Origin of the sequence: Chryseobacterium oryctis, from assembly GCF_025971925.1 — a bacterium.
Classification (GTDB): domain Bacteria; phylum Bacteroidota; class Bacteroidia; order Flavobacteriales; family Weeksellaceae; genus Chryseobacterium; species Chryseobacterium oryctis.
The window spans coordinates 177,623-203,702 of the sequence record NZ_JAPDHV010000003.1 but is presented as its reverse complement, the minus strand read 5'-3'; the positions used below and the strand labels follow the sequence as shown (position 1 = coordinate 203,702).

The following is a 26,080-nucleotide window of genomic DNA, read 5'->3' as shown; positions in this document are numbered from 1 at the left end:
AAACGGTATTTTTATAATTAAATTTAAACTAAAATGAATGAAATAAGCATAAAAAAACCTCTAAATAGTTAGAGGTTTAAGTTTTTATTTAGTAGTTAAGCATTTCTTCGATTTTCTTGCTTAATTTTTCTGCGTTAGGAAGCATTTCTTTTTCTAATACCAAATTAATTGGAACGGCTGGTGTATCTAAAGAACCCATAGTTTCTATCGGTGCATCCAAATATTTAAAGCAATTTTTGGAAATACGGTGAGCAAAGGCTTCTGCGAATGAATTGTTGAGTTGCTCTTCTGTCAAAACAATACATTTACCGTGTTTTTTCACTCTTTCGAATACCAATTTTTCATCAAGAGGAATCAGTGTTCTCAAATCAATGACTTCAACTCTTCCATTAAAGTTTTTAGCAGCTTCTTTAGCCCAATAAACACCCATTCCGTATGTTACAACCAATAAAGTTCTACCTTTTTCGGTTTCGGTTTTGTCTGCTTCAATGATGATATTTCCTTTTCCGAAAGGTAAGATGTAATCTTCAGCAGGTTCAATGGTTTTCGCATCTTCGGTTCCTGGAACTTTGCTCCAATATAAGCCTTTGTGTTCAAGCATTACAACAGGGTTTGGGTCGTAATATGCGGCTTTTAGAAGTCCTTTAAAATCTGCTGCGTTACTTGGATAAGCGATTTTAATACCTTTGATGTTGGCTAAAATACTTTCAACACTTCCACTGTGATAAGGTCCGCCACCTCCGTAAGCTCCGATTGGAACTCTAATAATATTGCTTACAGGGAATTTTCCCTGACTTAAATAGCTGGATTTTGAAATTTCTGTAATTAATTGATTGATTCCCGGATAAATATAATCTGCAAACTGTACTTCAACAATCGGTTTTAAACCAACTGCGCTCATACCTGTTGTAGAACCAATAATATAAGCTTCTTGAATCGCAGTGTTGAAAACTCTTTTGCTTCCGAATTTTTTGCCTAAAGTTACTGTTTCACGGAAAACTCCTCCAATTCTCTCTCCAACGTCTTGTCCGTACAATAAAGCTTCAGGGTGCTTCCACATTAATTCCTGAATGGCGTGAATGGCTGCGTCTACCATCACAATTTTTTCTCCACCTTCTGGTTCTCTGGTTCCAACTTCTTCTGTAATTGGAGTAGGGGCGAAAATATGTTGCATTACCGTTTCAGGCTTAGGATCTTCGGCGTTTTTAGCTTTTTCAAAAGCTTCTTCTGCTTCTAATCTTGCTTTTTTGGTAATTTGTTTTAATAGCTCTTCATCAGTTCCTGCCTCGATAAGTTGTCTTCTTAAAATTTCTCCCGGATCCTTTGCTCTATGCTTTGTTAAATCTTCTTCATCTCTATAGAACTCTCTTCTTACACCAGAAGTATGGTGACCGATAAGAACAGTTTTAGCACAAACAACTAAAGGTTTTCTTTCTGTTCTTACAAAGTCGACAGCTTTTTTCATTACTTCAAAGCTTTCAATGAAGTCAGTTCCGTCAACTCTCATTCTGTTTAGTCCTTCAAATCCTGCTACAAAATCATATGCATCACAAGTTCTGGCTTCTTCTTTTGTAACGGAAATTCCCCATTCGTTATCTTGAACTAAAAATATAATTGGAAGTTGGTGTAAAGCCGCAAACTGTAATGCTTCACTTACTTCACCTTCTGTCACGGAATTATCTCCAAGACTACAAACAACAACTGGATTATTTTCAAATTGTTGTAGTTCAAAATCCTGAATATATTTTAGACCTTGTGCAACTCCTGTTGTTGGAATTGTCTGCATCCCAGTTGCTGAACTTTGATGAATAATTTTAGGTTTATTTTCATCTCTGCTAGAAGGGTGGGAATAATAAGATCTACCTCCGGAAAAAGGATCTTCAGCTTTAGCAAGTAACTGAAGCATTAATTGATAAGGTTCAAAACCAATACCTAATAAAATACTTTCATCTCTGTAATATGGAGAAACCCAGTCTTCTTTTTTTAATTGATATGCTGTAGCTAATTGTATCGCTTCATGACCTCTTGAGGTACTATGAACATATTTACAAATATTTCTGTTTTCCTCATAAATATCTGCCATAGCCTTTGCAAGCATCATATGGTTATAAGCCTTTAATAGAATGTCCTGAGAAACTTTTTCGTGAAGTGTATTTTCCATAGAAAGCAAATATACATAAAAAAACAAAATACTAACAAGTGTTAGTATTTTGTGTGAATTTATATGTTATAAAGTTTTATTCTTTGATGATTTTTTTAGTAATCACATCATTAGCCGTTTTTACTTCAATAATATAAATGCCTTTAGTGTAAGAAGATAAATCGATATCTGTATCATTACTAATTACACCGCTTTGTAACTTTTTACCTGAAAGCTCATAAACATTAAATGTAGATTTAGCAGGTGCTTTTAGTACTTTAACGATATCTTTTGTAATAGTTGGTGCAATAACGATGTCATTGTTTTTGGTGTTAACTTCTCCGGTTCCTAAAATTGAACTATATCCAGTTGCTATAATAGAATAATTTTGAGGTGTAGTTACTGGGGATGTTGCATTATTTACTAGAGTACCTTTATGCGTTACTTCAATTCTGTATGTTCTTCCTGCAACTGGGTTATCAACTACCACTTGTTCTACATTATCTACAGTATTATCTCCTTTTACTGCTACATTTGGATTCGTTGCATTTAATTTCCATGGTAGATAAACGGTTCCGGTTTCATTATCTATTACTCTTAGATCTAAGTCATTTACCAATCGTGAGTTCCTATTATTATAAAGGTTTGACCAAAGATTTGATGTTACTTTGTATTCAGGATCGATCCAAGAAATAGTTACTTTAATTGGTTCAGTACCTGAAGCTACAATAGTTTTTTTGTTGTTTGCACCATTGTTAAGGGTTTCATCACTGAAGATAAGAGTGTTATTGGACTTTCCTACTAGAATTTCTGCTCCTTTTTTAGCGTCAATGAACCCCCAGCCGAATAATGGATCTGGACCGACGTTTCCTGCTTCCGCTGCTGAATGAATCATTAACGTTTTTGCAGAAGCTGCATTCAATTCTGCATTATTAAATAATTGCTTGTTTATTTGAGTCCAAAGACCAATAACACCTGTAACAACAGGAGCGGAATATGATGTGCCATCACCTACTGTTAAGGATTGACTACCCACTAGATCTTCAGCGGTAGAAGCACTTCCGACACTTGTTCCTACAGCTGTGATGTCAGGTTTGATACCTCCGTCATCTCTAGGTCCTGCACTACTATAATCAGAGTGTACTACATCACTTACTGTAGTGTACCTTCCGTCATTTGTGGTAATTCTATCTGTTGCTCCAACTACAATAATATTCTTTGCTAAAGAACCAGGTCCAATACAGTCATATCCCAAACTACAGTTTGTAGTAGGTAGGGTATCTGTAGCAGCGAATTGAACTTGAGCGCCTGTAGAGTTATCTGTATAGTATTTAGGAAATGTAGAAGTCCCTGGGTAATCTGGACCATAACCAAAATAATTTCCGGATGATTTTACAATAATGTAAGAAGGATTAGTGTAGACAATTCGGTCATAATTTTGATCGTTTGTATAATATGTTCCTTGTAAGTCATATGATGTATTTGGACTACCAAATGCTCCGTTCCATACCCAAGCATTAACTCCATTTACGGTTTTTACATCCCATCCTTGGTTTGTACCATAGGAATGATTAGAAATTTTAGGCTGTGCAATTACGATTTTTTCAAAAACTGTACTTGTTGATGTGTTTCCGGGTAATGTTGTTGTTGCAAAAGCATAAGAATCTATTAGAGAGTTTTTTGCAATGCCCTGAAAATTAATAGTTCTAGTGGTTCCGTTAGTGAATGTTACTGTTTGTGTGTAGGCTTTAGATCCAATAAATCCAGCTACTGATGTAGCATGAGCACTATAATTCATTGTACTGGCCTCTTTATTGGTTATTCTGTTAGGGATATTATTAAAGAATACGTGTCCAGCAAACGCTCTGCCTCCATCAAAAACGGTGAATTTAATATTTTCACCGTTGAATGATCCGGTTAAGCCAGTAATTGTGCCATTTTGTAAGTGATCAGAATTGGAATTTTTTATCTGATCCATGTCTTCTGCTTGTAGAAAAATAGGCCTCCCATCAGGATTAAAGCCAACTAAATTAGCTCTCTGTTCCTCAATTTCTTTTAATGCTTCTGGGGATTTGTTTACTCCATATACTTTCGCAACATATGAATCAAACTTTTCATTGTTCTCCCTGTTTTGCTTAGCGAATTCTCTTTCTAAAACTTCATTATTTTGTGCACTTACTATTGCTAAGGTTAAAGTGCTAACCAAAAGTAAACATTTCTTCATAATTTTTAAATAGCTTAAAATGATATAAGCTACAAATATATATAAAATATATAATTTATATGTTGTTTGTTTTAATTAATAGTAAAGAAATGGCTTTTTTTATGATTGTTTTATTGTGTTTGTTTTAATTCGTTGATTGGGGAGTTGTTTTGTTTGTTGGGTTAAAAATGAAAAATGTACAATGGGTTTAAGTTTGTTATAAATTAAGTAACTTTACATTCTCTTTTTAATAAAACTAGAAGAAATTACATGTATTTAGTTTTTGACACAGAAACCACAGGATTACCAAAGAATTTCAATGCTCCTCTTTCGGATTCGGAAAACTGGCCAAGAATGGTTCAGATTGCTTGGCAATTACACGATGATGATGGGAGACTTATTGAGAATCAGGATTATATAATAAAACCTGAGGGATATGATATTCCCTTTAATGCAGCGAGAATTCACGGGATTACTACAAAAATTGCTAATGAAGAAGGTCGAGATTTACAAGAAATCTTAGAAGAGTTTTCTAAGGTTTTGGATAGGGTAAGAGTCGTTTCGGGGCATAATGTAGAGTTTGATTATAATATTGTTGGAGCTGAGTTTTACAGAAAAAATATCAAAGACAATCTTCAGGAAAAACCTAAAGCAGATACCATGATTTTAGGTACAGATTTTTGTCAACTAGGAGGAGGTCGTGGAGGAAAATTTAAACCTCCAAAATTGGAGGAGCTTTATGAAAAACTTTACGGACATAAGTTTGATGAAGCTCACAATGCAGCTGCTGACGTAAATGCGACAGCTCAGGTTTTCTTTGAAATGATGAGGATTGGAGTAATTCCTGCTGAGATTCTAAAAATTTCGGAAGATCAATTAACTTACTTCAAAACACTTTATCCTGATCCGATTAAACCTTTTGATATCATAATCAGAAGGCAGGTTGCGGATTTTAATAATAAGAAAAAACAACAGGATTTTGGAAGTATAGATGATATTGATTTAGGAAAATACTTCAATTTTAATAATCATAGTGTTTTTTCTACGCTTACTGCTACTTCGAGTATTTCGGATTTAATTAAAAGAGCAACTGAAGATAATTTCCCTGCTGTCGGAATGGTTGATTTGGGGAATATGATGGGGGCTTTCAAGTTTGTTTCAGCGGTTGAAGGAGCTAATGGAGATAGGGCTAAAAAACATAAAGAATATCTAGCAAAAAAACAGGAAGCTGAGGAGAATGGAGAGGATTTTAAAGAGCCGGAACCTGTTTCAGAACCTTTAATTCCTGTTGTGGGATGTGAGTTCTATATTTCTGATAGGTATGAACAAAAGCAATTTACCAAAGATGATCCAGATAGAAGAACTCAGGTTGTTCTTTTAGCAAAGGATTTTAATGGATACAAAAACTTAGCAAAACTTTCAAGTATAGGTTTCTTAAAAGGATTTTATTTTGGTGTTCCAAGGGTGAGTAGAGAACTGATTGCGGAATATAAAGAAGGGGTAATTGCTTTAACTTCGGGTATTCATGGGGATATTCCTGATGCAATTTTGAATACCGGTGAACAAAAAGGAGAGGAGCTTTTCAGATGGTGGAAAGATACTTTTGGAGATGATTTTTATGTTCAGATCCAAAATCATAAGTTGCCTGAAGAAGAACATTTAAATGATGTTTTGCTACATTTTGCAGATAAATACAATGTTAAAATTTTAGCTCAAAATGAAACTTTTTATACCAATAAAGATGATTCTAACATTCAGGATATTGTAAGCTGTATTAAAGATGGTGAAAAGCTGTCAACTCCTGTTGGTAAAGGTTTTGGGAAAAGAAAAGGACTTGCTACAGGAGAATATTATATCAAGAATTCTGATGAGATAAAAGAGGCTTTTTTAGCATATCCAGATGCTTTTGATGCATATGAAGAATTTACTGCGAAATTTAAACCATATACTCTAAAAAGAGACGTTCTTCTTCCTAAATTTGATATTCCAGAGGAGTTTATTAACCCTGAAGATGAGGTTGATGGAGGGAAGCGAGGTGAAATGGCATATTTAACACACTTAACTTATGAGGGTGCGAAAAGAAGATATGTAGAAACAGGGATTACTGATGAAATTAAAGAACGCCTGGATTTTGAACTTGAAGTAATCGCAAATACAGGTTATCCGGGGTACTTCCTGATTGTTCAGGATTTTTGTAATGAAGCTCGAAAAATGGGAGTTTGGGTCGGTCCGGGAAGGGGTTCGGCGGCGGGTTCGGCTGTGGCGTACTGTATTGGGATTACGAATGTTGATCCAATTAAGTATGACCTCCTTTTTGAGAGATTCTTGAATCCTGAAAGGGTTTCTATGCCCGATATTGATATCGATTTTGATGATGAAGGAAGAGATAAAATTATCAAATGGGTGATTGATAAATATGGTCAGAATCAGGTTGCACAGATTATTACATATTCTGTTTTAGGAGGTAAATCAGCAATTAAAGATGCAGGAAGGGTGCTAGATGTTCCGATTCCTGATACGAATAATATTGCAAAACTTATTCCTTCTACACCCGGAATGAATATTGCGAAAGCTTTATCTAAATATGATAAGCTGAAACCTGAAGAGCAAATGCTTGTTGATGAAATGAAGATGGTCTTGGATAGTCCCTCAGATCCGCGTCATGATGTGTTGGCGAGTGCAAAAAAGATGGAAGGTTGTATCAGGAATACGGGGATTCATGCCTGTGGAGTAATTATTACGCCTGAAGATGTGAGTAATCTTGTTCCTGTTACGATTGCTGCAAAAGATGCAGATATTTTGGTTTCACAGTTTGATAACTCGGTGGCTGAAAGTGCAGGTCTTTTGAAGATGGATTTCCTTGGTCTTCGTACTTTGACAATTATTAAAGATGCTTTAAAATTGGTTAAAGAAAGACATGGAGTTGATATCAATCCAGATGAAATTCCGCTAGATGATACCAAGACCTATCAGTTATTTAAGGAAGGGAGGACAGTAGGGATTTTCCAATATGAAAGTCCGGGAATGCAAAAATATATGAGAGAACTGAAACCAACGGTTTTTGCTGACCTTATTGCGATGAATGCATTGTATCGCCCGGGTCCGATTAAATATATCCCGAACTTTATTAACAGAAAACACGGAATTGAAGAAATTGTCTATGATTTACCTGAAACAGAGGAATATTTAAAGGAAACTTACGGAATTACCGTTTATCAGGAGCAAGTAATGCTTTTGTCTCAGAAACTAGCCAATTTTACGAAAGGTGAGGCAGATACATTGAGAAAGGCGATGGGTAAAAAGCAGATTGATGTTCTTAATAAAATGTACCCTAAATTTATTGAGGGAGGAAGAAAAAATAATCTGGATGAGGGTCGTTTAGAAAAAATCTGGAATGACTGGAAAGCGTTTGCGGAATATGCCTTCAATAAATCTCACTCTACTTGTTATGCGTTTGTAGCCTATCAAACGGCATATTTAAAAGCAAATTATCCTGCTGAATATATGGCGAGTGTGATGAGTAATAACATTAACAATACCGATTCAATCACAATGTTCATGGAGGATTGTAAAGCAATGGGTGTTGATGTTTTAGGGCCGGATGTGAATGAATCTCAATATAAATTTTCAGTAAACGAAAAAGGGCAGATTCGTTTTGGTTTGGGGGCAATTAAAGGTATTGGGGAAGGGCCAAGTGAAGCGATTACCAGAGAAAGACAAAATGGTAGATTTAAAAATATTTATGATTTCTTTGAAAGAATTCTTCCTTCTCAAATGAACAAGAGGGTAGCGGAAAGTTTGGTTTTGGCAGGAGCCTTTGATGAATTAGATTCTTTCCATAGAGGTCAGTATTTTGATATTGATATGGCTGGGAGAACCAATCTGGAAAGGTTAATCAGGTACGGGCAGAGTTTCCAGGAAAGTAAAAATGAGATGGAAAACTCTCTTTTCGCAGACTTTGCAGAAGAGGTTCAGATAGAGCAACCAAAATTAGCACCTTGTCCTGAATGGCCAAATATGCATAAATTGAATAAAGAAAAAGAAATCATAGGGTTTTATCTTTCTGCGCATCCGTTGGATGAGTTTAAGTATCAGTTCCAGTTTATGCAGGGACAGCTCTCTAAAAAAGCTGTTTTAGAGAAGGATGATGAAGTGAAAATGGTTGTGGATGAGGCTCCGATTCTTGAGAAAGATTCTATTGATGAACCGGCAGATTTGGCGGAAATTGTTTCTGATGATATTGTTGCAGGTGAAGAAGAGGAGATTATAGAGGAGGTAACTAAAAAAGCAGAGCCAAAAGGCAATTTTCTGTTCTTGAATCTAGATGAGGTAGATACATATAAAGAAATTGCTTTTGCTAATAAGCAGGAAGAGTTGTTTGAAGAGAAGAAAAAAGACTGGAAAACGATACAGAAAGAAAGAGAAAACGGTGGCGGCGGAAAAGAATACACTGTAGCCGGGTTGATTACGGAATATGTAGTAAAAGATGGTTTTCGAAGTGGTGAAAAGGTGGCTTTTGTTACGTTGGAAGATTATTCTGGGTCGTATTCTTTCAGATTGGGGGATAGGGATTATATGAGATTAAAAGAGAAATTAGAAGTTCAGCGATTTGTTATTTTTAAAATTAAATTTGCTCAGGTGAAAGATGGGCGTGTTTTCGTTAACGTAAACGATGTGATTGAACTTCAGGAGGCATTTGAAAGATTTGCTAAAAGTATTTCCCTTGTAATGGATGTAATGGATGTAAGGCCGGAAGATTTGAACTTTTTCAGAAGTGTACTTGAGCGAAATCAGGGAAATCAGAAACTGAAATTCTTTATAAAGAATATTGAGGATGATTCTCATATAGAAGTACAGTCCATGAAACATTCTGTGAATCTTAGTGGGGAGCTAATCCGGGATATACAGTTATTAAATAAGTATGAGTTTTACTTAAATTAGTTTGAAATATTTTTTTATTGAAAAGCAACTTTCGGGTTGCTTTTTTATTTTTAATAATATATTAAAATAGGAGTTGTTTTTTTATTTATTTGATTATCAGGTATTTACTAATAATTCATTTATTGTTGAATTTTCAATAAATTAAATATATGTTTATTTTATATTTAATTTTAGATTATTTTTATTGGTTATTTAATGGTTAATTGATTAAATCAATGTAATTTATTTAATTAGTGTTATTTATTTTGTATTTTTATACATTGAATTTTAAATGAAACTAAGTATGAAAAAATTACATTTACTCTTTCTGTTATTGATGAGTATACTGGCTTGTCAATTGTATTGGGGACAAAGTTACACAGTTCCTGTCTGTAATGGAACTATTGGAACGAATAGTTATGGGGTGCCCAATAGTAATGCAACTGTAAACTCTAAAGGTCGCGGAGCTTTTATTATTCCTGCTTCACAACTAACAGCTATTGCTAATAGCTCAATTACTGCAACATATCTGAAAAGATACACCGCTTCTGGAACCTTAAATGCAGATGCTAATTTTAAGATTTATTTAATGAATACGACTGCTACGGATTTTGGTTCGGGAGCATTGGATTGGGCGACTGCTATTGCCGGAGCTACATTGGTGTATGATGCTAATCCTCAAGCAGCTGTTGGGAATTCCGCAGGATTTAAGCAATTTGTTCACTCTGTTAATTTCCCATATACTGCGGGAAGTAATCTTGCTGTATTTACAGAATATACCCAAACTACAGCGCAAACATCAACGATCAACTGGGAATATGAATATTCTTCTCCTTGTATCAGTACGGGTAACAGCAATACAACAAAGTATGTAACGACAACTTCTGCATTTGGTGCAACTCTTACATCTTCTGATTACAGAAGACCACATATAGCATTTGATGTGCCTCCAACATTAGTACCAACTTGTACTACTTTAACTTTTCCTGCTGCCGGAGCGACAAATACTCCTTACTCTCCAGTATTAACGTGGAATGCTGTAGGTGGGACTGCGGCGGCTTCAAGCTATAAATTAAGAGTAGGAACAACTCCGGGTGGAACTGACGTGCTAGCTAATATTAATGTAGGGAACGTAACTTCTTATGCTCTTTCCAATCTTACAGCTTCTACCACTTATTATGTAACTGTTACTCCGATTAACTCACTTGGAGAAGCTACAGGATGTACTGAAACTTCGTTCACGGTGGCTGGGCCTCCAGCTAATGACGACTGTGCGAATGCAATATCGTTAACTGTAAATTCGGATTTGAATTGTGGGGTAACAACGGCAGGAAATACTTTGGGGGCAACCAATTCAGGAATTACGATGGTGTCGCCGTGTAGTACAACAGCGGTTGGTGATGATGATGTTTGGTATTCATTTGTAGCCACTGCAACATCCCATCAGGTTTCTTTGAATAATGTTGTTTCTACCGGACCAACAAGTGCTACAGATGCATATTTCCAAGTATTAAGTGGTGCGTGTGGTTCACAGGCTAGTGTACTTTGTTCAGATCCTAATTCTGCTTTGGTAACGGGATTAACGGCTGGGCAGACTTATTATATAAGAGTGTTTACTTTTGGTGAATCTACTACAGCGGGAAGAAATATTAGCTTTGATATCTGTGTGGGGACACCTCCGCCTCCGCCTTCTAATGATGATTGTGTTAATACAATTCCTTTAACGGTAAGTTCAGGATCTTTGTGTGTAAACTCGGTATCAGGAACTACTTTATCTGCTACAGATTCTGGTGTTGCTATTTCTCCATGTACGGGAACAGCAGATGATGATGTTTGGTATTCGTTTGTGGCTACTTCTGCGACTCATACAGTTGCCTTAACAAACGTTGTGTCTGTTGGTACTACCTCTTCTACATCACTTTATCTTCAGGTGTTGAGTGGTTCTTGTGGAGCGTTAACAAGTGTTATTTGTGATACAACTTATGCCACGCCGACTCAACTTACTGGCTTAACAGTAGGTAATACATATTATGTAAGGGTTTATAATTCTAATTCAGGAACTGGATATGCTAATACATTTAATATTTGTGTTACTACGCCGGTGGCACCACCAAATGATGAATGTGCGGCTGCGATACCTTTAACAGTGAGTTCAACTACAACCTGTGCAAGTTCAACAGCTGGAACTACTGCCTCTGCAACTAATTCGGGTCTTGCTGTATCTCCATGTACGGGAACAGCAGATGATGATGTTTGGTATTCGTTTGTAGCATCAGCTTCAACTCATACTATTACATTATCAAATTTGGTTTCTACAGGAACTACATCATCTACAAGTTTATATACTCAGGTATTCAGTGGGGTGTGTGGAGGATTGACTAGTATTGTTTGTGGTACAGCTAATACTACAACTGTTACTGGACTTACTTCAGGACAGACTTATTATATAAGAGTTTATAATAGTAACGGGGCGGGGTATAGCAATAGCTTTAATATCTGTGTAACTACGCCACCTCCACCTCCTGCAAATGATGTTTGTTCAGGTGCGGTAACTTTGACGGTGGGAAATAATTTTAATACCAATGCTATTATTACAAGTAATGATGGTGCTACAACGGATGGAACGACGACTTGTCAAACTAGTAGAGGAGATAATGTGTGGTATTCTGTGGTGGTGCCGGCAAGCGGAACAATTACAATTGAAACGCAAGGTGTTGCTGGATCGGGATTCGTAGATACAGTCCTTTCCGTATATAGCGGAACTTGTGGATCGTTAACGAATGTTGCGTGTGATGATGACAGTGGGGTAGATAATTTCTCATTATTATCATTGACGGGACAAACACCAGGAGCTACTTTGTATATAAGTGTTTGGAGATATACAGGAACCGTGGGTGGTGGAAGTACTACAGGTCAATTTAAGCTTTCTGCCTATGATGCTTCAATATTGGCAACAAATGAAGTTTCTGCTGCTAAAGATAATATTAAAGTTTATCCGAATCCTTTTGCGGATGATTTAAATATTTCGGATGTTACTAATGTGAAGTCTGTTTCTATAATAGATATTTCTGGTAGATTATTGAAAACCATTGATAAGCCATCATCTGTACTTCGTTTAGGAGATTTGAAATCTGGAATGTATTTGATTTCTTTACAAATGAAAGATGGTTCTAGACAGGTTATTAAGGCTATTAAAAAATAGTTTTAAAAGTAAGTATTAAATAATGAGCGGCTATTTTTGGCCGCTTTTTTATTTTAAATAATGTATTCAGGTAAATTTATTAGTTTTATCGTGTGGGGAAAATGTAATTTATTAATTATTTTATTATGTTAAGTGTAATAATATGGATGTATTGTGCATTTTTTTTTACTTTTTTACTTGTTTGATTATCAGTGTTTTGTTTGTGTGTTTGTTATTGTTGTTTTATTAATGGAATTAAATGTTTGTTTGATTTTCTTTATTTAAAGTCGTGTTTTTTAATTAATTATTAATTGGATTGTGTGTTTTTGTGATTTAATTATTAGTTTTGAATACTAATTTTAAATTTTACTGTATGAAAAAAAAATTACTAGCGTGTTTTTTAGCTTTTTCTGCTTTGGCAGGGATTTCTGCTCAAACGAATATCGCTAACTATTCTTTCGCTAAGAGTACTGGTGCTGTATATGTGCCAATTACTGGTGGGACAAAGTTATTCCCAACAGGGACTAACACGACTTATGATAATGAGGTTTCGTCTGAGATTACACTATCTGCTCCTTTCACTTTTGGAGGGGTTGCGGTTACTAGTGTTTATGTAAGTGCAAACGGCTTCATAACTTTTGGAGCGGCACCTTCAGGAACAAATTATACTCCTCTTTCGACTTTGGGTTCTACTACGGGGGCTATTTCTGCATTTGGGCAAGATGGAGGCTTTTCATCTTCAGATGCTACACAACCATCGGGTAACCATGAGGTTAGATATGAGGATTTAGGAACTGAATTTGTTGTTCAGTGGCAAGATCATGCTAACTATTTTAATAGAGCAACAGAAAGGTTGAATTTCCAGATTCGATTAGTTTATGCAACGGGCGAAATAAAGATAATTTATGGAGATTGCACAGATCCGGGAACTACCAGTACTTCAGGGACAACACCTCAAGTAGGAATAAGAGGAAATAGTGTAAATTATGCTACTAATGTAAGTCCTTTAATGATTGGGAATATTCCTTCGGGAACAATGTGTGATTGGTCTAAAGCAGTTACTGGGAACAGTAATGGAAGTACCATGCTTTTTTCAGGAACTACTAATGTGAATGTTAAGATTCCAAATGGGCTACAATATTCTTGGACTCCCGGAACTCAGTTACCTGTGAGAACTTTTGCTGCTACAACCGCTGTAACCAATATGGGTGCAACTGTAAGTTGGACGGCGCCAACTGGGGCAACCGCTTATAATGTACAGTATAGAGCTTTAGGAAGCTGTGATTGGACTGATTTTGTAGGTAATCCTGTTTCGACGACTACTGCTTCTCTTACAGGTTTAACTCAGAATACTACTTACCAAGTTCGGGTACAAGCGTTGAATGGTGGTGTACAGGCAATGTATTCTCATATTCCTAATTTAGCGGGAACTGGTAACGGATATGCAGCCGCTGGATCTTTTACTACTCTTGCTAATTGTTCTAGTACCGTTACAGGTCTTACTTCATCTGCAGTAACTCCTGATACTGCAACTATAAGTTGGACAGCGTCTGCTACCCCTCCAAGTGAAGGATATGAATATTATTATAGTACTTCATCTACAGCTCCGACGTCTACAACAACGCCTCTAGGCTCGACGGCAACGGGTGTTATTACTGCGAATTTAACAGGGTTGATTCCTGCTACACAGTATTATTATTGGGTGAGGGCAAAATGTAATAGTGTTGATAAAGGAGTTTGGTCTAGTTCTGCAAACTTTACAACTTTAAGTCTTTGTGCTACGGTTACTGCTCCTGCAGCTAATGCAGGTGGAATGAGTACAACACCTACGATAACTTGGAATGCAATCAATAGCGCAACAGGTTATAAATTAAAAGTAGGAACAACTTCTGGAGGAAATGATGTGTTGGATACTGATTTGGTTGGTAATATAACAAGTTATACGTTTACTACGCCATTAGCTAATTCTACATCTTATTATTATTCTGTAACAGGATATACTGCAACAACTGCTGCTCCGGCTACGCCTTGCTCTGTAAGAATGTTCCAAACGGTTTGTAGCTCAACCAATTTACCTTATTCTTTAAATTTTGAAGATGTAACAATACCAGCTTTACCTCTTTGTACATCAGCAATTAATGCTGGAACTGGAAATGTCTGGACAACAGAAGCAGGATACGCACCTTTTAGTACAAGTACAAAAGTATTAAGATATAAATGGAATTCATCTTCTGCTGCAAATACTTGGTTTTTTACTCAGGGCATTAATTTAACGGGAGGTACTGCCTATACAATTTCATTTAAGTATGCAAATGCTGGTAGTACTTTTGCGGAGAGATTGAAAGTTGCTTATGGAACTTCAGCTAATGTTGCAGGAATGACTAATGTTCTTGCAGATTATCCTAATATTGTAAATGTTACTGTGAATTCAGAATCTATTACGTTTACGCCTGATGTTTCAGGAGTTTATTATTTTGGATTCCAGGCTTATTCAATAGCTGATAGATTCTATTTAATGGTGGATGATATTAATATTGATACGGCAATGTTGGCTACTTCTGAAGTATCTGATATGAAAAATAATATTCAGGCTTACCCAAATCCGTTTGTGGATGATTTGAATATATCTGATATCACTAATGTAAAATCTATTTCTGTGACAGATATTTCAGGTAGATTGGTTAAAACTATTGATAAACCATCTTCTATGCTACATTTAGGAGATTTAAAATCAGGAATGTACTTGATTTCTTTAGAAATGAAGGATGGTTCTAGACAGGTTATTAAGACTATTAAAAAATAGTTTTAAAAATAAGTATTAAATAATGAGCGGCTATTTTTAGCCGCTTTTTTTATGAAGTAAATAGTAGAAACGGAGGGGTAGTATGAAATATTGAATTAAATAATGATTGAGAATATGTTATTTTTAGGTAAAATGTAGGTCGGTGTGTTGGTTAATGTTTATATTTTGATGTAAAATATTTGAAATTTTTGTTTTTTTATGTGTCATACGTATGATATTGTTAATATTTTGCCTGTTTTTTTTATTTAGGTGAAATGTTCTTTCTTAATAGGTTGTTTAAATTTTAATGGGTGTGTTTTTTTAATATAATTCTTTGAATTTTAACAATTAATGAATAAATCAATAATTGTTGAGTTTGTTGTTTATTTTAATTGTTTGATTGCTTATGGTTATTGTTTTTTTAATTATTTGTGTTTTAATGATAATGATTTTTCGTTTTTGTTGATATTGATTGAATTTATTTTTTATTTTTACCCCTATTAATTTTTTAAATTTTACTACTTATGAAGAAACTTTTATTAACGTGGCTGTTTTTTTTAATAGCCACCTTTATCAATGCCCAGGTAGTTATGGGTTCTGGTGTCGCCCAAGGGGGAACTTTACCCTTGGATGTAAATTACAATTACAACTACACCCAACAGATTTTTACCAAAGCTGAAATAAATGCTGCAAGTGCCGGAAATATTACCGGGATGAAATTTTATCTTCCATCAGGCTCTTCTATAACTAATTCTAAAGATTGGACAGTTTATGTAGGGCATACTACTAAAACATCATTCAGTAGTACTTCTGATTGGGTTGCGGTAGCAGATCTTACTCAGGTTTTTAGTGGAAGTTTATCAGTTGTAGGAGGAGAGGTTACTGTCAATTTTTCGACACCTTTCAATTACAATAATACCAATAACTTAGTTATTGCTATTTATGAGAATACACCTGATAAGGATGTCGCTGCAAATAGGTTTTATACTTATACAGGGGCGTCTAATACTTCGCTTTATTACAGAAGTGATGCCGTGGTTCCAGATGTGGCGACTCCTCCTACAGGAACAAGGTCTACAACAAAGTCTATTGTTTCTTTATTAGGATTAACGCCTCTTGCAGTACCTGCTTGTCCTGTGATTTCAGCACCAACAGTGGGGGCAACGGGAGTTTCTACTTTTCCTACCATCACTTGGGGGCTTACTACAGGTGCAGCCTCTTATACAATTAGTTTAGGAACTACAGCCGGTGGTACGGATATTTTGAATAATGTGAATGTAGGAAATGTCTTAAGTTACACACTTACTACTTCATTAAATTTTGGAACTCAGTATTATCTTACAGTTAAAGGAGCGAATAGTGTAGGAGAATCAGTTTCTTGTACAGAAAGGATATTTACAACGACTGCTACTTTAGGTTGTCCTTCTGTTTCAAATCCTACATCCGCTTTGACTGGAGTTTCCGTAAGACCTACTTTTTCTTGGTCTGCAGCTACGGGGGGAGCTTTAGGATATAGAATTAGTCTGGGAACAACTGCTGGAGGAACAGATATTTTGAATAATCATGATGTGGGCAATGTTCTTACTTATACTTTACCGGTATCAAATACATTATCTCCTAATACCAAATATTATTATACAATAAATGCGTATAATGGAGCTGTATCTTCTACTTCTTGTACAGAAAGAAATTTTACGACAACTACAGCACCGCTTCCATCTAATGATGAATGTTCAGGAGCTATTACATTAACTGTGAATCCAGATATGAGTTGTGCAGTAAAAACTTCAGGAACGACTTTGGGTGCAAGTAAATCTTCTGATGATGCTTCATGTAACGGCAATGCAGATGATGATGTTTGGTATAAGTTTACAGCAACCAATTCAACTCATATCTTTACTTTCTCTAATCCTGTAAGCTTAGGTTCTACATCAAGTACAGATATTTTCACACAAATTTTAAGTGGAACATGTGGTTCTTTGGTTAGCGTTAATTGCTCTGATAATGATGGAATTACTATTGTGAATAATCTTGTTCCTGGTCAAGAATACTATGTAAGAATTTATACTTATTATGCTTCTGGGTACAGCATGAGTTTTGACTTATGTGTGGGAACTTTACCTGCAGCGCCTTCTAATGATGAATGTGCCAATGCGATTACATTGCCTGTAAATCCGGATCTTAATTGCGGAAGTACTGTATCGGGAACGACTTTATCAGCTACTGACTCAAATATTGCTGTTTCGCCATGTACAGGAACGGCAGATGATGATGTTTGGTATAAATTTACGGCTACAAGTACTGTTCATACTTTATGGTTGAAGAATATTACTGCGGTAGGAACTTCTACTTCTACAAGTCTATATACTCAAGTGTTTAGTGGTGATTGTGGTACTTTAGTAAGTAAACAGTGTATTACTTCAAATACTAATTTTACCACTCTGGCTGGTTTAACAGCAGGAGAAACTTATTATGTAAGAGTTTATAATAGTAATACAAACTCTGCAACAACTATCTATGGAAATACATTTGATATTTGTATTGGTACGCCACCACCACCACCGGCAAACGATGAATGTGCTAACGCTATAACTGTTTCTGTAAATCCTGATACGAGTTGTACATCTGTAGTTTCCGGTACGACTTATTATGCTACTAACTCTGGTTTGGCAGTGAGTCCGTGTTCAGGAACGGCGGATGATGATGTTTGGTATAAATTTGTGGCTACAAATGCGACTCATACAATTCAATTAAAAAATGTTGTATCTGTAGGTTCTTCATCATCTACAAGTCTTTATACTCAGGTGTTTAGTGGCGCTTGTGGAGGGTTAATAAGTATTAAATGTATTACAAGTAATACTAATTTTACCTTGTTGTCTGGTCTTACACCAGGAGATACTTACTATATAAGAGTGTATAATTCTAATACTAATACTACAACAAGTACCTATGCGAATACTTTTGATTTGTGTATTGGTACTTTACCTTCTGCTCCGGTTAATGATGAATGTTCAGATGCAATTAATGTACCTGTAAACTCAGATTTAAATTGTGGTTCTATGGTATCAGGAACTACATTGTCTGCTACTAACTCTGGTTTGGCAGTAAGTCCATGTTCAGGAACTGCAGATGATGATGTTTGGTTTAAGTTTACTGCGGTAGGTACTGTTCATACTTTATGGTTGAAGAATATCGTTTCTGTTGGTACAGCTTCTTCAACTTCATTATATGCACAAGTTTTTGATGGTTCTTGTGGAGCATTGACTAGCAAATTATGTATTACAAGTAATACTAATTATACATCAATGACTGGTCTTACTCCAGGTGCAACTTATTATGTAAGGGTATACAACTCAAATTCTAATAGTGCGACAGCTATCAATGCAAATACATTTGATATCTGTATTGGTACGCCGCCGCCGCCGCCATCAAATGATGACTGTGTTAATGCTATTACTTTAATAGCAAACTCTACTGATGTTTGTACAAACTCTGTGACAATGTCTACAGCTAGTGCTACAGCAAGTACAGAAACAGCACCTACGTGTTCTGCTACAGGTATAAATGATGATGTTTGGTTTAAATTTGTAGCAACTAATACTAAACATTTAGTATCTACTATTTATTCAGATAACGCAACAACTACACAAGTGTATTCTGGGACTTGTGGTTCATTAGTAGCAATGTCTTGTTTTGCTGGTGCATATACAAATTCTAATGTATTGTTGGATAACTTAACGGTGGGAGAAACATATTATGTAAGAGTGTTCTCTACTGTATCCACTGTTACTACAAATTCAACATTTACAATTTGTATTTCAACTCCTCAATCAATTAATAATACATCATGTAGTTCAGCAATAGATATTCCTTGTGGAGGAACTGTTACAGGGTATAATACTGGTGCTCCGGATGTAACTTTACCTGGTGTTACTTGTGGTTCAACAACATATGCTCTTAATAAAGGTGTATGGTATGCTATAACTGCAGCAGTAGATGGAGATATCACTGTTTCTACATGTGGAAGTGAGTTTGATACTTATCTTAGAGTGTATGAAGGATGTGGAGGTACATTAACATGTAAAGGAAGTGCAGATTCTGGTTGCTCAGGAACTAATACAAGTAATGCAGCTTCTGTAACATTTGCAGCTACTTCGGGTACAACATATTATGCGTTAGTTACAGGGTATAATGCCAATCAATTAGGTAAGTTTAATATTTCTGTTACGCAGCAATGTACTGCACTTGGTGTAAATGAAAATGTTAAACGTGATGAAGCTGTAAAGGCGTATCCAAATCCTTTTGCGGATGTTCTTAATATTTCAGATATTAAAAACGTAAAATCTATTGCTATTGTTGATATGGCTGGTAGGGTTGCTAAAACTTTTGAAAAACCTGAATCTTCGCTTCAATTAGCTGATTTGAAATCAGGTATGTATTTAGTGGTTCTTACCATGAAAGATGGTTCTAGACAAACTATTAAAGCAATAAAAAAATAAGTATTATTAATTAAATACTTTGAATTTGAGGCTATCTTTTAAGATAGTCTCATTTTTTTTGTTGTAAAAATTAACTTATATCTATGTTATTTGTTTAAATATTACTAAATTGGTAATTTAATGATGATTCTGGGTGTTGTATTGCATGCTCAGATAACGTTGGGAGCAGGGAGTACTAATATTGGTGCGGCACCAATAAGTACATATTACGGATATTCGTATGTTCAGCAGATTTACACAAAACAAGAAATTAATGCCAATGCAGCAGGTAGTATTACGGGACTCAAGTTTTATTTAGATCCCTCAATGTCCATCAGCAATTCTTCAGAATGGGTTGTTTATTTAGGCCATACTAATAAAACTGAGTTTTCATCAAGTTCAGATTGGGTTCCAACTTCTCAAATGACTCAGGTGTTTTCTGGTACAGTGAGTGCTGTTAACGGTGTGGTATCAATAACTTTCCCTACACCTTTTTCTTATGATAATGTTTCAAACTTGATCATAGCTGCAGACGAAAATGCTCCAGGATATGATTTTAATGATTCTGACGAAGCGATGTATGTTTACAGTGGTTCTCAAAATTCAACGATTTATTATAAAAATGATAATACAAATCCAGAGCCTAATAATCCTCCTACATCCTCAGTAAATTTAGTAGATTATAAATCTGTTATTACTTTTGAAGGCTTGGTACCAAGTACAATTCCTGCTTGTCCTACGATATTATCTCCGGCAAATAATGCGAATTTTGTACCTTTAAATACAAGTATTTCCTGGCCGAATATTTCTGGTGCCTCAAGTTATAAAATTTCTATAGGTACTACTTCGGGAGGAACTGATGTGGCTAATCAGGTTTCTGTTACTACGAATAGTTATACGCCTTCTGCAACGCTTTCTCCTAATACAACTTATTATGTTAAAGTTGTTTCAGTGGGTTCAGGAGGAGAGTCTACAGGATGTAATGAATCAATATTTACAACTGTTCCTCCGGCACCTGCAAATGACGAATGTTCAAACGCTATTACACTTACGGTAAATCCTGATTTAAACTGTGGTTTTGTATATTCTTCTTATACTTTGGGAGCGACAGATTCTGGTATTGCTCCTGCCCCGTGTTATGGTAATTCTGATGATGATGTTTGGTTTAAATTTGTTGCTACAGCAACTTCTCATAGAATTTCTTTATTGAATGTTCAGGCAGTGGGAACAGATACATACGATGATGATATCTATTTCCAGGTTTTAGAAGGAGGTTGTAGTTCTTTATCAAGTGTTTTATGTTCTGATGATAATTCTGCAACAGTTTCAGGGCTTACTGTTGGACAGACTTATTATGTAAGAGTATATAGCTATTATAGTTCAGGAAGTAATCAGAGTTTTGATATTTGTATAGGTACAATTCCGCCGCCGCCGGCTAATGATGAATGTATTAATGCAATTACAGCAACAAGTTTCCCTTATATTTATGTACAGAATGATGGAGGAGGTGCTACTAATAATTCAGGAATGTTATTGGCTTGTAATAATGGGATGAATGATGGTACTTGGTTTAAATTTATAGGAGATGGTGATACATTTAATATTTCGATAACTATGCCGGCTGGAAGCGATTTTGATCCTCAAATTGGAGTATTTAGCGGAACGTGTTCTGCGTTATCTTGTGAAGATACTGTTGACAATGAAGGAGAGGGAGGTAGTGAATCTATTTCTATCCCTACACTGAACGGAAATACATATTATGTAAACGTGGGACATTATAGCTCTTGGGATGATCAAATGGAGGGTTCATTTACAATTAATATTTCAAAAGGAACATTGGGTACTTCTGATGTGAAAGTTGAAAAAAATGATATTAAAGCTTATCCGAATCCTTTCGAAGATGTTTTACATATTTCAGATGTTAAAAATGTAAAATCTATATCTGTTGTTGATATGGTTGGTAGAGTGGTTAAGGCAATTGAAAAGCCTGAGTCATCTCTTCAGTTAGGAAGCCTGAAATCAGGCATGTATTTGGTTGTTTTGAATATGACAGATGGCTCTAAACAAACTATTAAAGCAATAAAAAAATAAATGATTTTTAAATAAACAACAAAGATGGCTAATTAGCCATCTTTGTTTGTTTATAATTTGTTGTTATTAAATTACCACGAATTGTTTTTAATTCATTGAGCGAAGTTAAAATATCAAGAAGTTTGTTTTTTTTAAACTCTATTTTTCAGGAATAGGTTGTATATCTCCCGTATTCATAAGATCAAAAACGGTTGGGAAAAATAACACCAATATGAAATAAATAATGATCATTAATATAATTAATGAAAATAAAATAATAACTAAGCTGTTGGGTTTGTTCTTCTTTTTTGGTTCCATGATTTTGTGGTGTTTGGGTTAATATTTTATATTAATATAAAATATTAAGCTAATTTCTTGCCACATTGTTTACAATATCTTGCGTCATCGTCAATATCTTCATTTCCGCATCGATCGCAGACTTTTTCTAAATTTTGTCTTTTATTACGCATTTCGGCAGTTACAATACCTGTCGGAACAGCAATAATTGAATAACCAGCCAACATCAAAACAACAGCAAAAAATTTACCTGTAGGGGTAATTGGTGAAACATCTCCGTAGCCAACCGTTGTTACGGTCACCACAGCCCAGTAAATTGCTTGTGGAATTGTTTCAAAGCCTTCTCTTCCTCCTTCAACCATGAACATTAGTGAACCAACAATCACTGAGAATATAATTAAAAATAAAAGAAAAATATAAATTTTTCGAGAACTGTTTTTCAATGCCCTTACAAGAAGATAGCCATCATTCATGAAGTCTAAAAGATTGAAAATTCTAAAGATTCTCAACATTCTTAACATTCTGAATATCAAAAAGTATTTTGTTATCGGAAAAAACAAACTTAAATAAAAAGGAATTAATGCTAAAAAATCAATAATACCAAAAAAACTGAATATATAATGTCTTTTATTTTTTACAACTGCTATTCTTGAAAAATATTCTGCTGTAAAAAACAGTGAAATAATCCATTCTAAAACAAAGAATGTGATATGGAATCTTTTGTCAAGCTTAGGAACACTTTCCATCATAATAATGAAAGTACTCATAAGAATGAGCGATAAAAGAATGATATCGAATAATTTTCCGAGCTTGGTATCTGAACGGTAAATAATTCTGTATAAATATTTTTTCCAAAATGAGTCTTCGGGGATAAGGTTGTGTTCTCTTTCCATTTGAGCTTATTTTGGCCACTAAGGTATGTTTTTTTTTGTACATGATTTTAAATGAATATAATGTGTATGCACTTTTGTGAAATAAATGTAATTTTATTAATCACTAATGTTGGACTTGTTTTATATAATTATCTACTAATCAAATGTTTGTGATTTATGTTGAAATGATAAAAAAGTAGAAAAAAAACACATTTTTCTACTTTTTTATTAAAAAAAGTTGTACTTTTATAATGAAAAACTAATATTACCATGAGAAAAGCTATTTACTTGATTTTCTCAACTGCCTTAATTTGTCTCTGTTATGGTCAAGTTGGGATAAATACTGTTACGCCAAATAAAGCGACAGTACTCGATATTAATTCTAATCAGAAAGGAATTCTGATTCCACGTCTTACAGATGCTGAAAGAGATATGTATCTGGCAGATAATGATGAATCTACAGTACCACCTGCAGGGGTTGTGAACCCTAATCTTGTTACTGGAACACTTTTTTTCAATACAACATCTAATAATTTCCAGTATTGGGATGGCTCTCTTTGGAGGCAGCTGTTTGTTCCCACATCTTCTCAGGCTGGTAATGACGGTGTTGTCAAAGTGAATTCTGGAAACGCAAATGTGAAACCTAGCTTAAATTTAAATTCAGCAGGAAATACTTACGGACCAAGGCAGCAGGTTCTCTATTCTACGCCATTGGTTTTTGCTAGTAACCCTACTACGAGTTGGCCTGAAACAACAGTGCCTTTTCCTGGGGTAACAAGTAATATCTATGATGAAGCAACAGGAAAGTGGAAGGAAAATTTAATTTTAGGACAGGTGCATTTATGGAGGTTAATAACAAATGTTTTACCTAGTTCTAACTCTTCAGGTTCTGTAAAGGCGACGCTTAGAAATCCGGATTCAGGTTTTGAAATTAGTGCTGTTCAGCTATTGCCGAGTGGTTCGAGTGGTGTAGGGAATGTTCTGACATTCTATTTCTATACTATTGCAGATAATGAAAGTATACCTGCGGGAAGGGGGTATCAATTGTTTTTGCAAGCTGATGTTGCATGTAACGTAACTGTGGATTCTTTCACCAGAGTTTCCTTATTTAAAGATTAAAAAAAAACTTTAATTACATTTTCATGAGAATCAGCCCCTATACGGACTGGTTCTTTTTTATGGAGAAATTTTTCATCATTTTTATTAAAAGTAATATCTTCGTTAAGCAGATAAAAATTATTGAATGGAGCTAAGAAAAGTAATTGCAAAAATTGAAGAAAGAATAAAGATAAATCAGGCAGAAGATTTTGATAATGTTGGTTTATTGTGCGGAGTTCCGACTCGGGATGTAAGCGGGATTTTGGTCTGTCATGACGCATTGGAAAATGTTGTAGATGAGGCTGTTGAAAAGAATTGCAATTTAATAGTTTGTTTTCATCCTATTATTTTTTCTGGGTTAAAATCTTTAACGGGGAAAAACTATGTAGAAAGAGCTATTTTAAAAGCAATTGAAAATAAAATCGCTATTTATGCTATTCATACAGCTTGGGATAATGATTTTTTTGGTGTAAATCAAGGTATTTGCAATCAGTTAGGATTGAAAAATCTGAAAATTCTTCAGCCTAAAAAAAATAATTTAAAGCAATTGACGGTTTTCGTCCCCAAAGATTACTCTGAAAAGGTAAAAAATGCATTGTTTGAGGCTGGGGCGGGAAATATCGGATTTTATGATGAGTGTAGTTTTACAATTAACGGAAACGGAAGTTTTAGACCGATTGAGGGTTCTAATCCCTTTTCAGGGCAGCAAAATATCAGAGAAAATGCAGATGAAGATATGATTTCTGTGATTTTTGAAGATTTTAAACAAGGTAAGATAATTTCTGCAATGAAGTCTGCGCATCCTTATGAAGAGGTTGCTTATCAGATTTACAGTTTAGACAATGAGAATCATCATTCAGGTTTGGGAATGTATGGTGAATTTGAAGAAGAAATGGATGAGAAAGATTTTTTACATTTTGTAAAAGAAAAATTTAATCTTGAAATTATTAAACATTCTGATTTTACAGGTAAAAAAATAAAAAGAGTAGGGGTTTTAGGAGGCTCTGGAGCGACCGGAATAAAATCTGCTTTAGCTAAAAAATGTGATGCTTACCTTACGGGAGATATTAAATATCACGATTATTTTTTAGCAGAATCTAAAATGTTGATTTGTGATATCGGACATTATGAATCGGAACAATTTGTAACTCAACAATTATTTGAAATTTTATCACAAAAATTTAGTACATTTGCAATCTCAAAATCTATTGAGAAAACCAACCCCGTAAATTATTTCATTTAAATATGGCAAAAACCACCGATATTTCAGTTGAAGAGAAATTAAGAGCTTTATACGATTTACAGATCATTGATTCTAGATTGGATGAAATCCGAAATACAAGAGGAGAGTTGCCAATCGAAGTTGAAGATCTTGAAATTGAGATTGAAGGGCTTGAAAAGAGAGCTGAAAAGTTTCATGCTGATATTAAAGATCAGGACGATCAAATAAAAACAAAGCATGAAGTAATAAACCATGCAAAGTCTTTAATTGAAAAATACAAGTCTCAACAGGATAATGTAAGAAACAATAAAGAGTTTGAAGCTTTAGGGAAAGAAATTGAATATCAGGATCTTGAAATTCAGCTTGCTGAAAAAAGAATTAAGGAGTTTGGAGCTAAAATCGCTCATAAAAATGAAACTTTAGCAGAGCTTAATACTAAGATTGATGATCTTAAGAAACATTTAAAATTCAAGAAAGAAGAATTGGATGGTCTTATTTCTGAAACTCAGAAAGAAGAAGAGTATTTACTAGGTCAATCTGCGCAATATGCAGCTAAAATTGATGAGAGATTATTGGCTTCTTATAACAGAATCAGAACAAACTCACCAAATGGTCTTGCTGTAGTAGGATTAGAAAGAGGTGCACCAAAAGGTTCGTTCTTTACAATTCCGCCTCAAAAGCAAATGGAAATTGCCCAGAGAAAGAAAATTATTATTGATGAGCATTCAGGAAAAATTCTTGTTGATGATGAATTGGTAATGGAAGAAAATGAAAGAATGAAAACTGTAATTAAGTTTTAATAATTCATTTTAGATAA

The 26,080-nt window shown here is 34.9% G+C and carries 11 protein-coding genes; 8 read left to right on the top strand and 3 right to left on the bottom strand.

The window, feature by feature from the left end:
- Positions 1-88: 88 nt before the first annotated feature.
- Positions 89-2,161 carry an alpha-ketoacid dehydrogenase subunit alpha/beta gene (locus OH806_RS07910; RefSeq protein ID WP_264743139.1) on the bottom strand — a complete coding sequence of 691 codons (2,073 nt, stop codon included), beginning with the start codon at positions 2,159-2,161 and terminating at the stop codon, positions 89-91.
- A gap of 76 nt (positions 2,162-2,237) precedes the next feature.
- The gene (locus tag OH806_RS07905) at positions 2,238-4,364 is read right to left on the bottom strand and encodes a S8 family peptidase (protein ID WP_264743138.1); all 2,127 of its coding nucleotides are present in this window, start codon (positions 4,362-4,364) and stop codon (positions 2,238-2,240) included.
- Between the two features lie 249 nt (positions 4,365-4,613).
- Here OH806_RS07905 and dnaE point away from each other — a divergent pair, with 249 nt between their 5' ends.
- From dnaE to OH806_RS07880, 5 genes are all read left to right on the top strand, one after another.
- A complete protein-coding gene (gene dnaE / locus OH806_RS07900) occupies positions 4,614-9,284 on the top strand; it encodes a DNA polymerase III subunit alpha (protein WP_264743137.1) in 4,671 nt (1,556 codons plus the stop codon).
- A 283-nt stretch (positions 9,285-9,567) separates the two neighbouring features.
- Positions 9,568-12,465, top strand: a complete 2,898-nt coding sequence (locus tag OH806_RS07895) for a T9SS type A sorting domain-containing protein (protein WP_264743136.1) — start codon at positions 9,568-9,570, stop codon at positions 12,463-12,465.
- Between the two features lie 352 nt (positions 12,466-12,817).
- The gene (locus tag OH806_RS07890; protein WP_264743135.1) at positions 12,818-15,247 is read left to right on the top strand and encodes a fibronectin type III domain-containing protein; all 2,430 of its coding nucleotides are present in this window, start codon (positions 12,818-12,820) and stop codon (positions 15,245-15,247) included.
- Positions 15,248-15,750: 503 nt separating this feature from the next.
- Entirely contained in the window at positions 15,751-19,725 is a 3,975-nt protein-coding gene (locus OH806_RS07885) for a T9SS type A sorting domain-containing protein (protein WP_264743134.1), read from the top strand.
- A 120-nt stretch (positions 19,726-19,845) separates the two neighbouring features.
- Entirely contained in the window at positions 19,846-21,795 is a 1,950-nt protein-coding gene (locus tag OH806_RS07880; RefSeq protein ID WP_264743133.1) for a T9SS type A sorting domain-containing protein, read from the top strand.
- Between the two features lie 341 nt (positions 21,796-22,136).
- Here the strand turns inward: OH806_RS07880 and OH806_RS07875 are convergent, their stop codons facing one another.
- Positions 22,137-22,964, bottom strand: a complete 828-nt coding sequence (locus OH806_RS07875; RefSeq protein ID WP_264743132.1) for an ion transporter — start codon at positions 22,962-22,964, stop codon at positions 22,137-22,139.
- A 249-nt stretch (positions 22,965-23,213) separates the two neighbouring features.
- Between OH806_RS07875 and OH806_RS07870 the strand changes: the two genes are divergently transcribed.
- The 3 genes from OH806_RS07870 to OH806_RS07860 all read left to right on the top strand — a co-directional run bounded on the left by OH806_RS07870 (position 23,214) and on the right by OH806_RS07860 (position 26,063).
- Positions 23,214-24,062: a hypothetical protein gene (locus OH806_RS07870; protein WP_264743131.1), complete on the top strand. Its 849-nt coding sequence runs from the start codon at positions 23,214-23,216 to the stop codon at positions 24,060-24,062.
- 124 nt (positions 24,063-24,186) lie between these two features.
- A complete protein-coding gene (locus OH806_RS07865) occupies positions 24,187-25,284 on the top strand; it encodes a Nif3-like dinuclear metal center hexameric protein (RefSeq protein ID WP_264743130.1) in 1,098 nt (365 codons plus the stop codon).
- A 2-nt stretch (positions 25,285-25,286) separates the two neighbouring features.
- Complete coding sequence (locus tag OH806_RS07860; protein WP_264743129.1) at positions 25,287-26,063, top strand: zinc ribbon domain-containing protein; 777 nt, start codon at positions 25,287-25,289, stop codon at positions 26,061-26,063.
- The last annotated feature ends 17 nt before the right edge of the window (positions 26,064-26,080 follow it).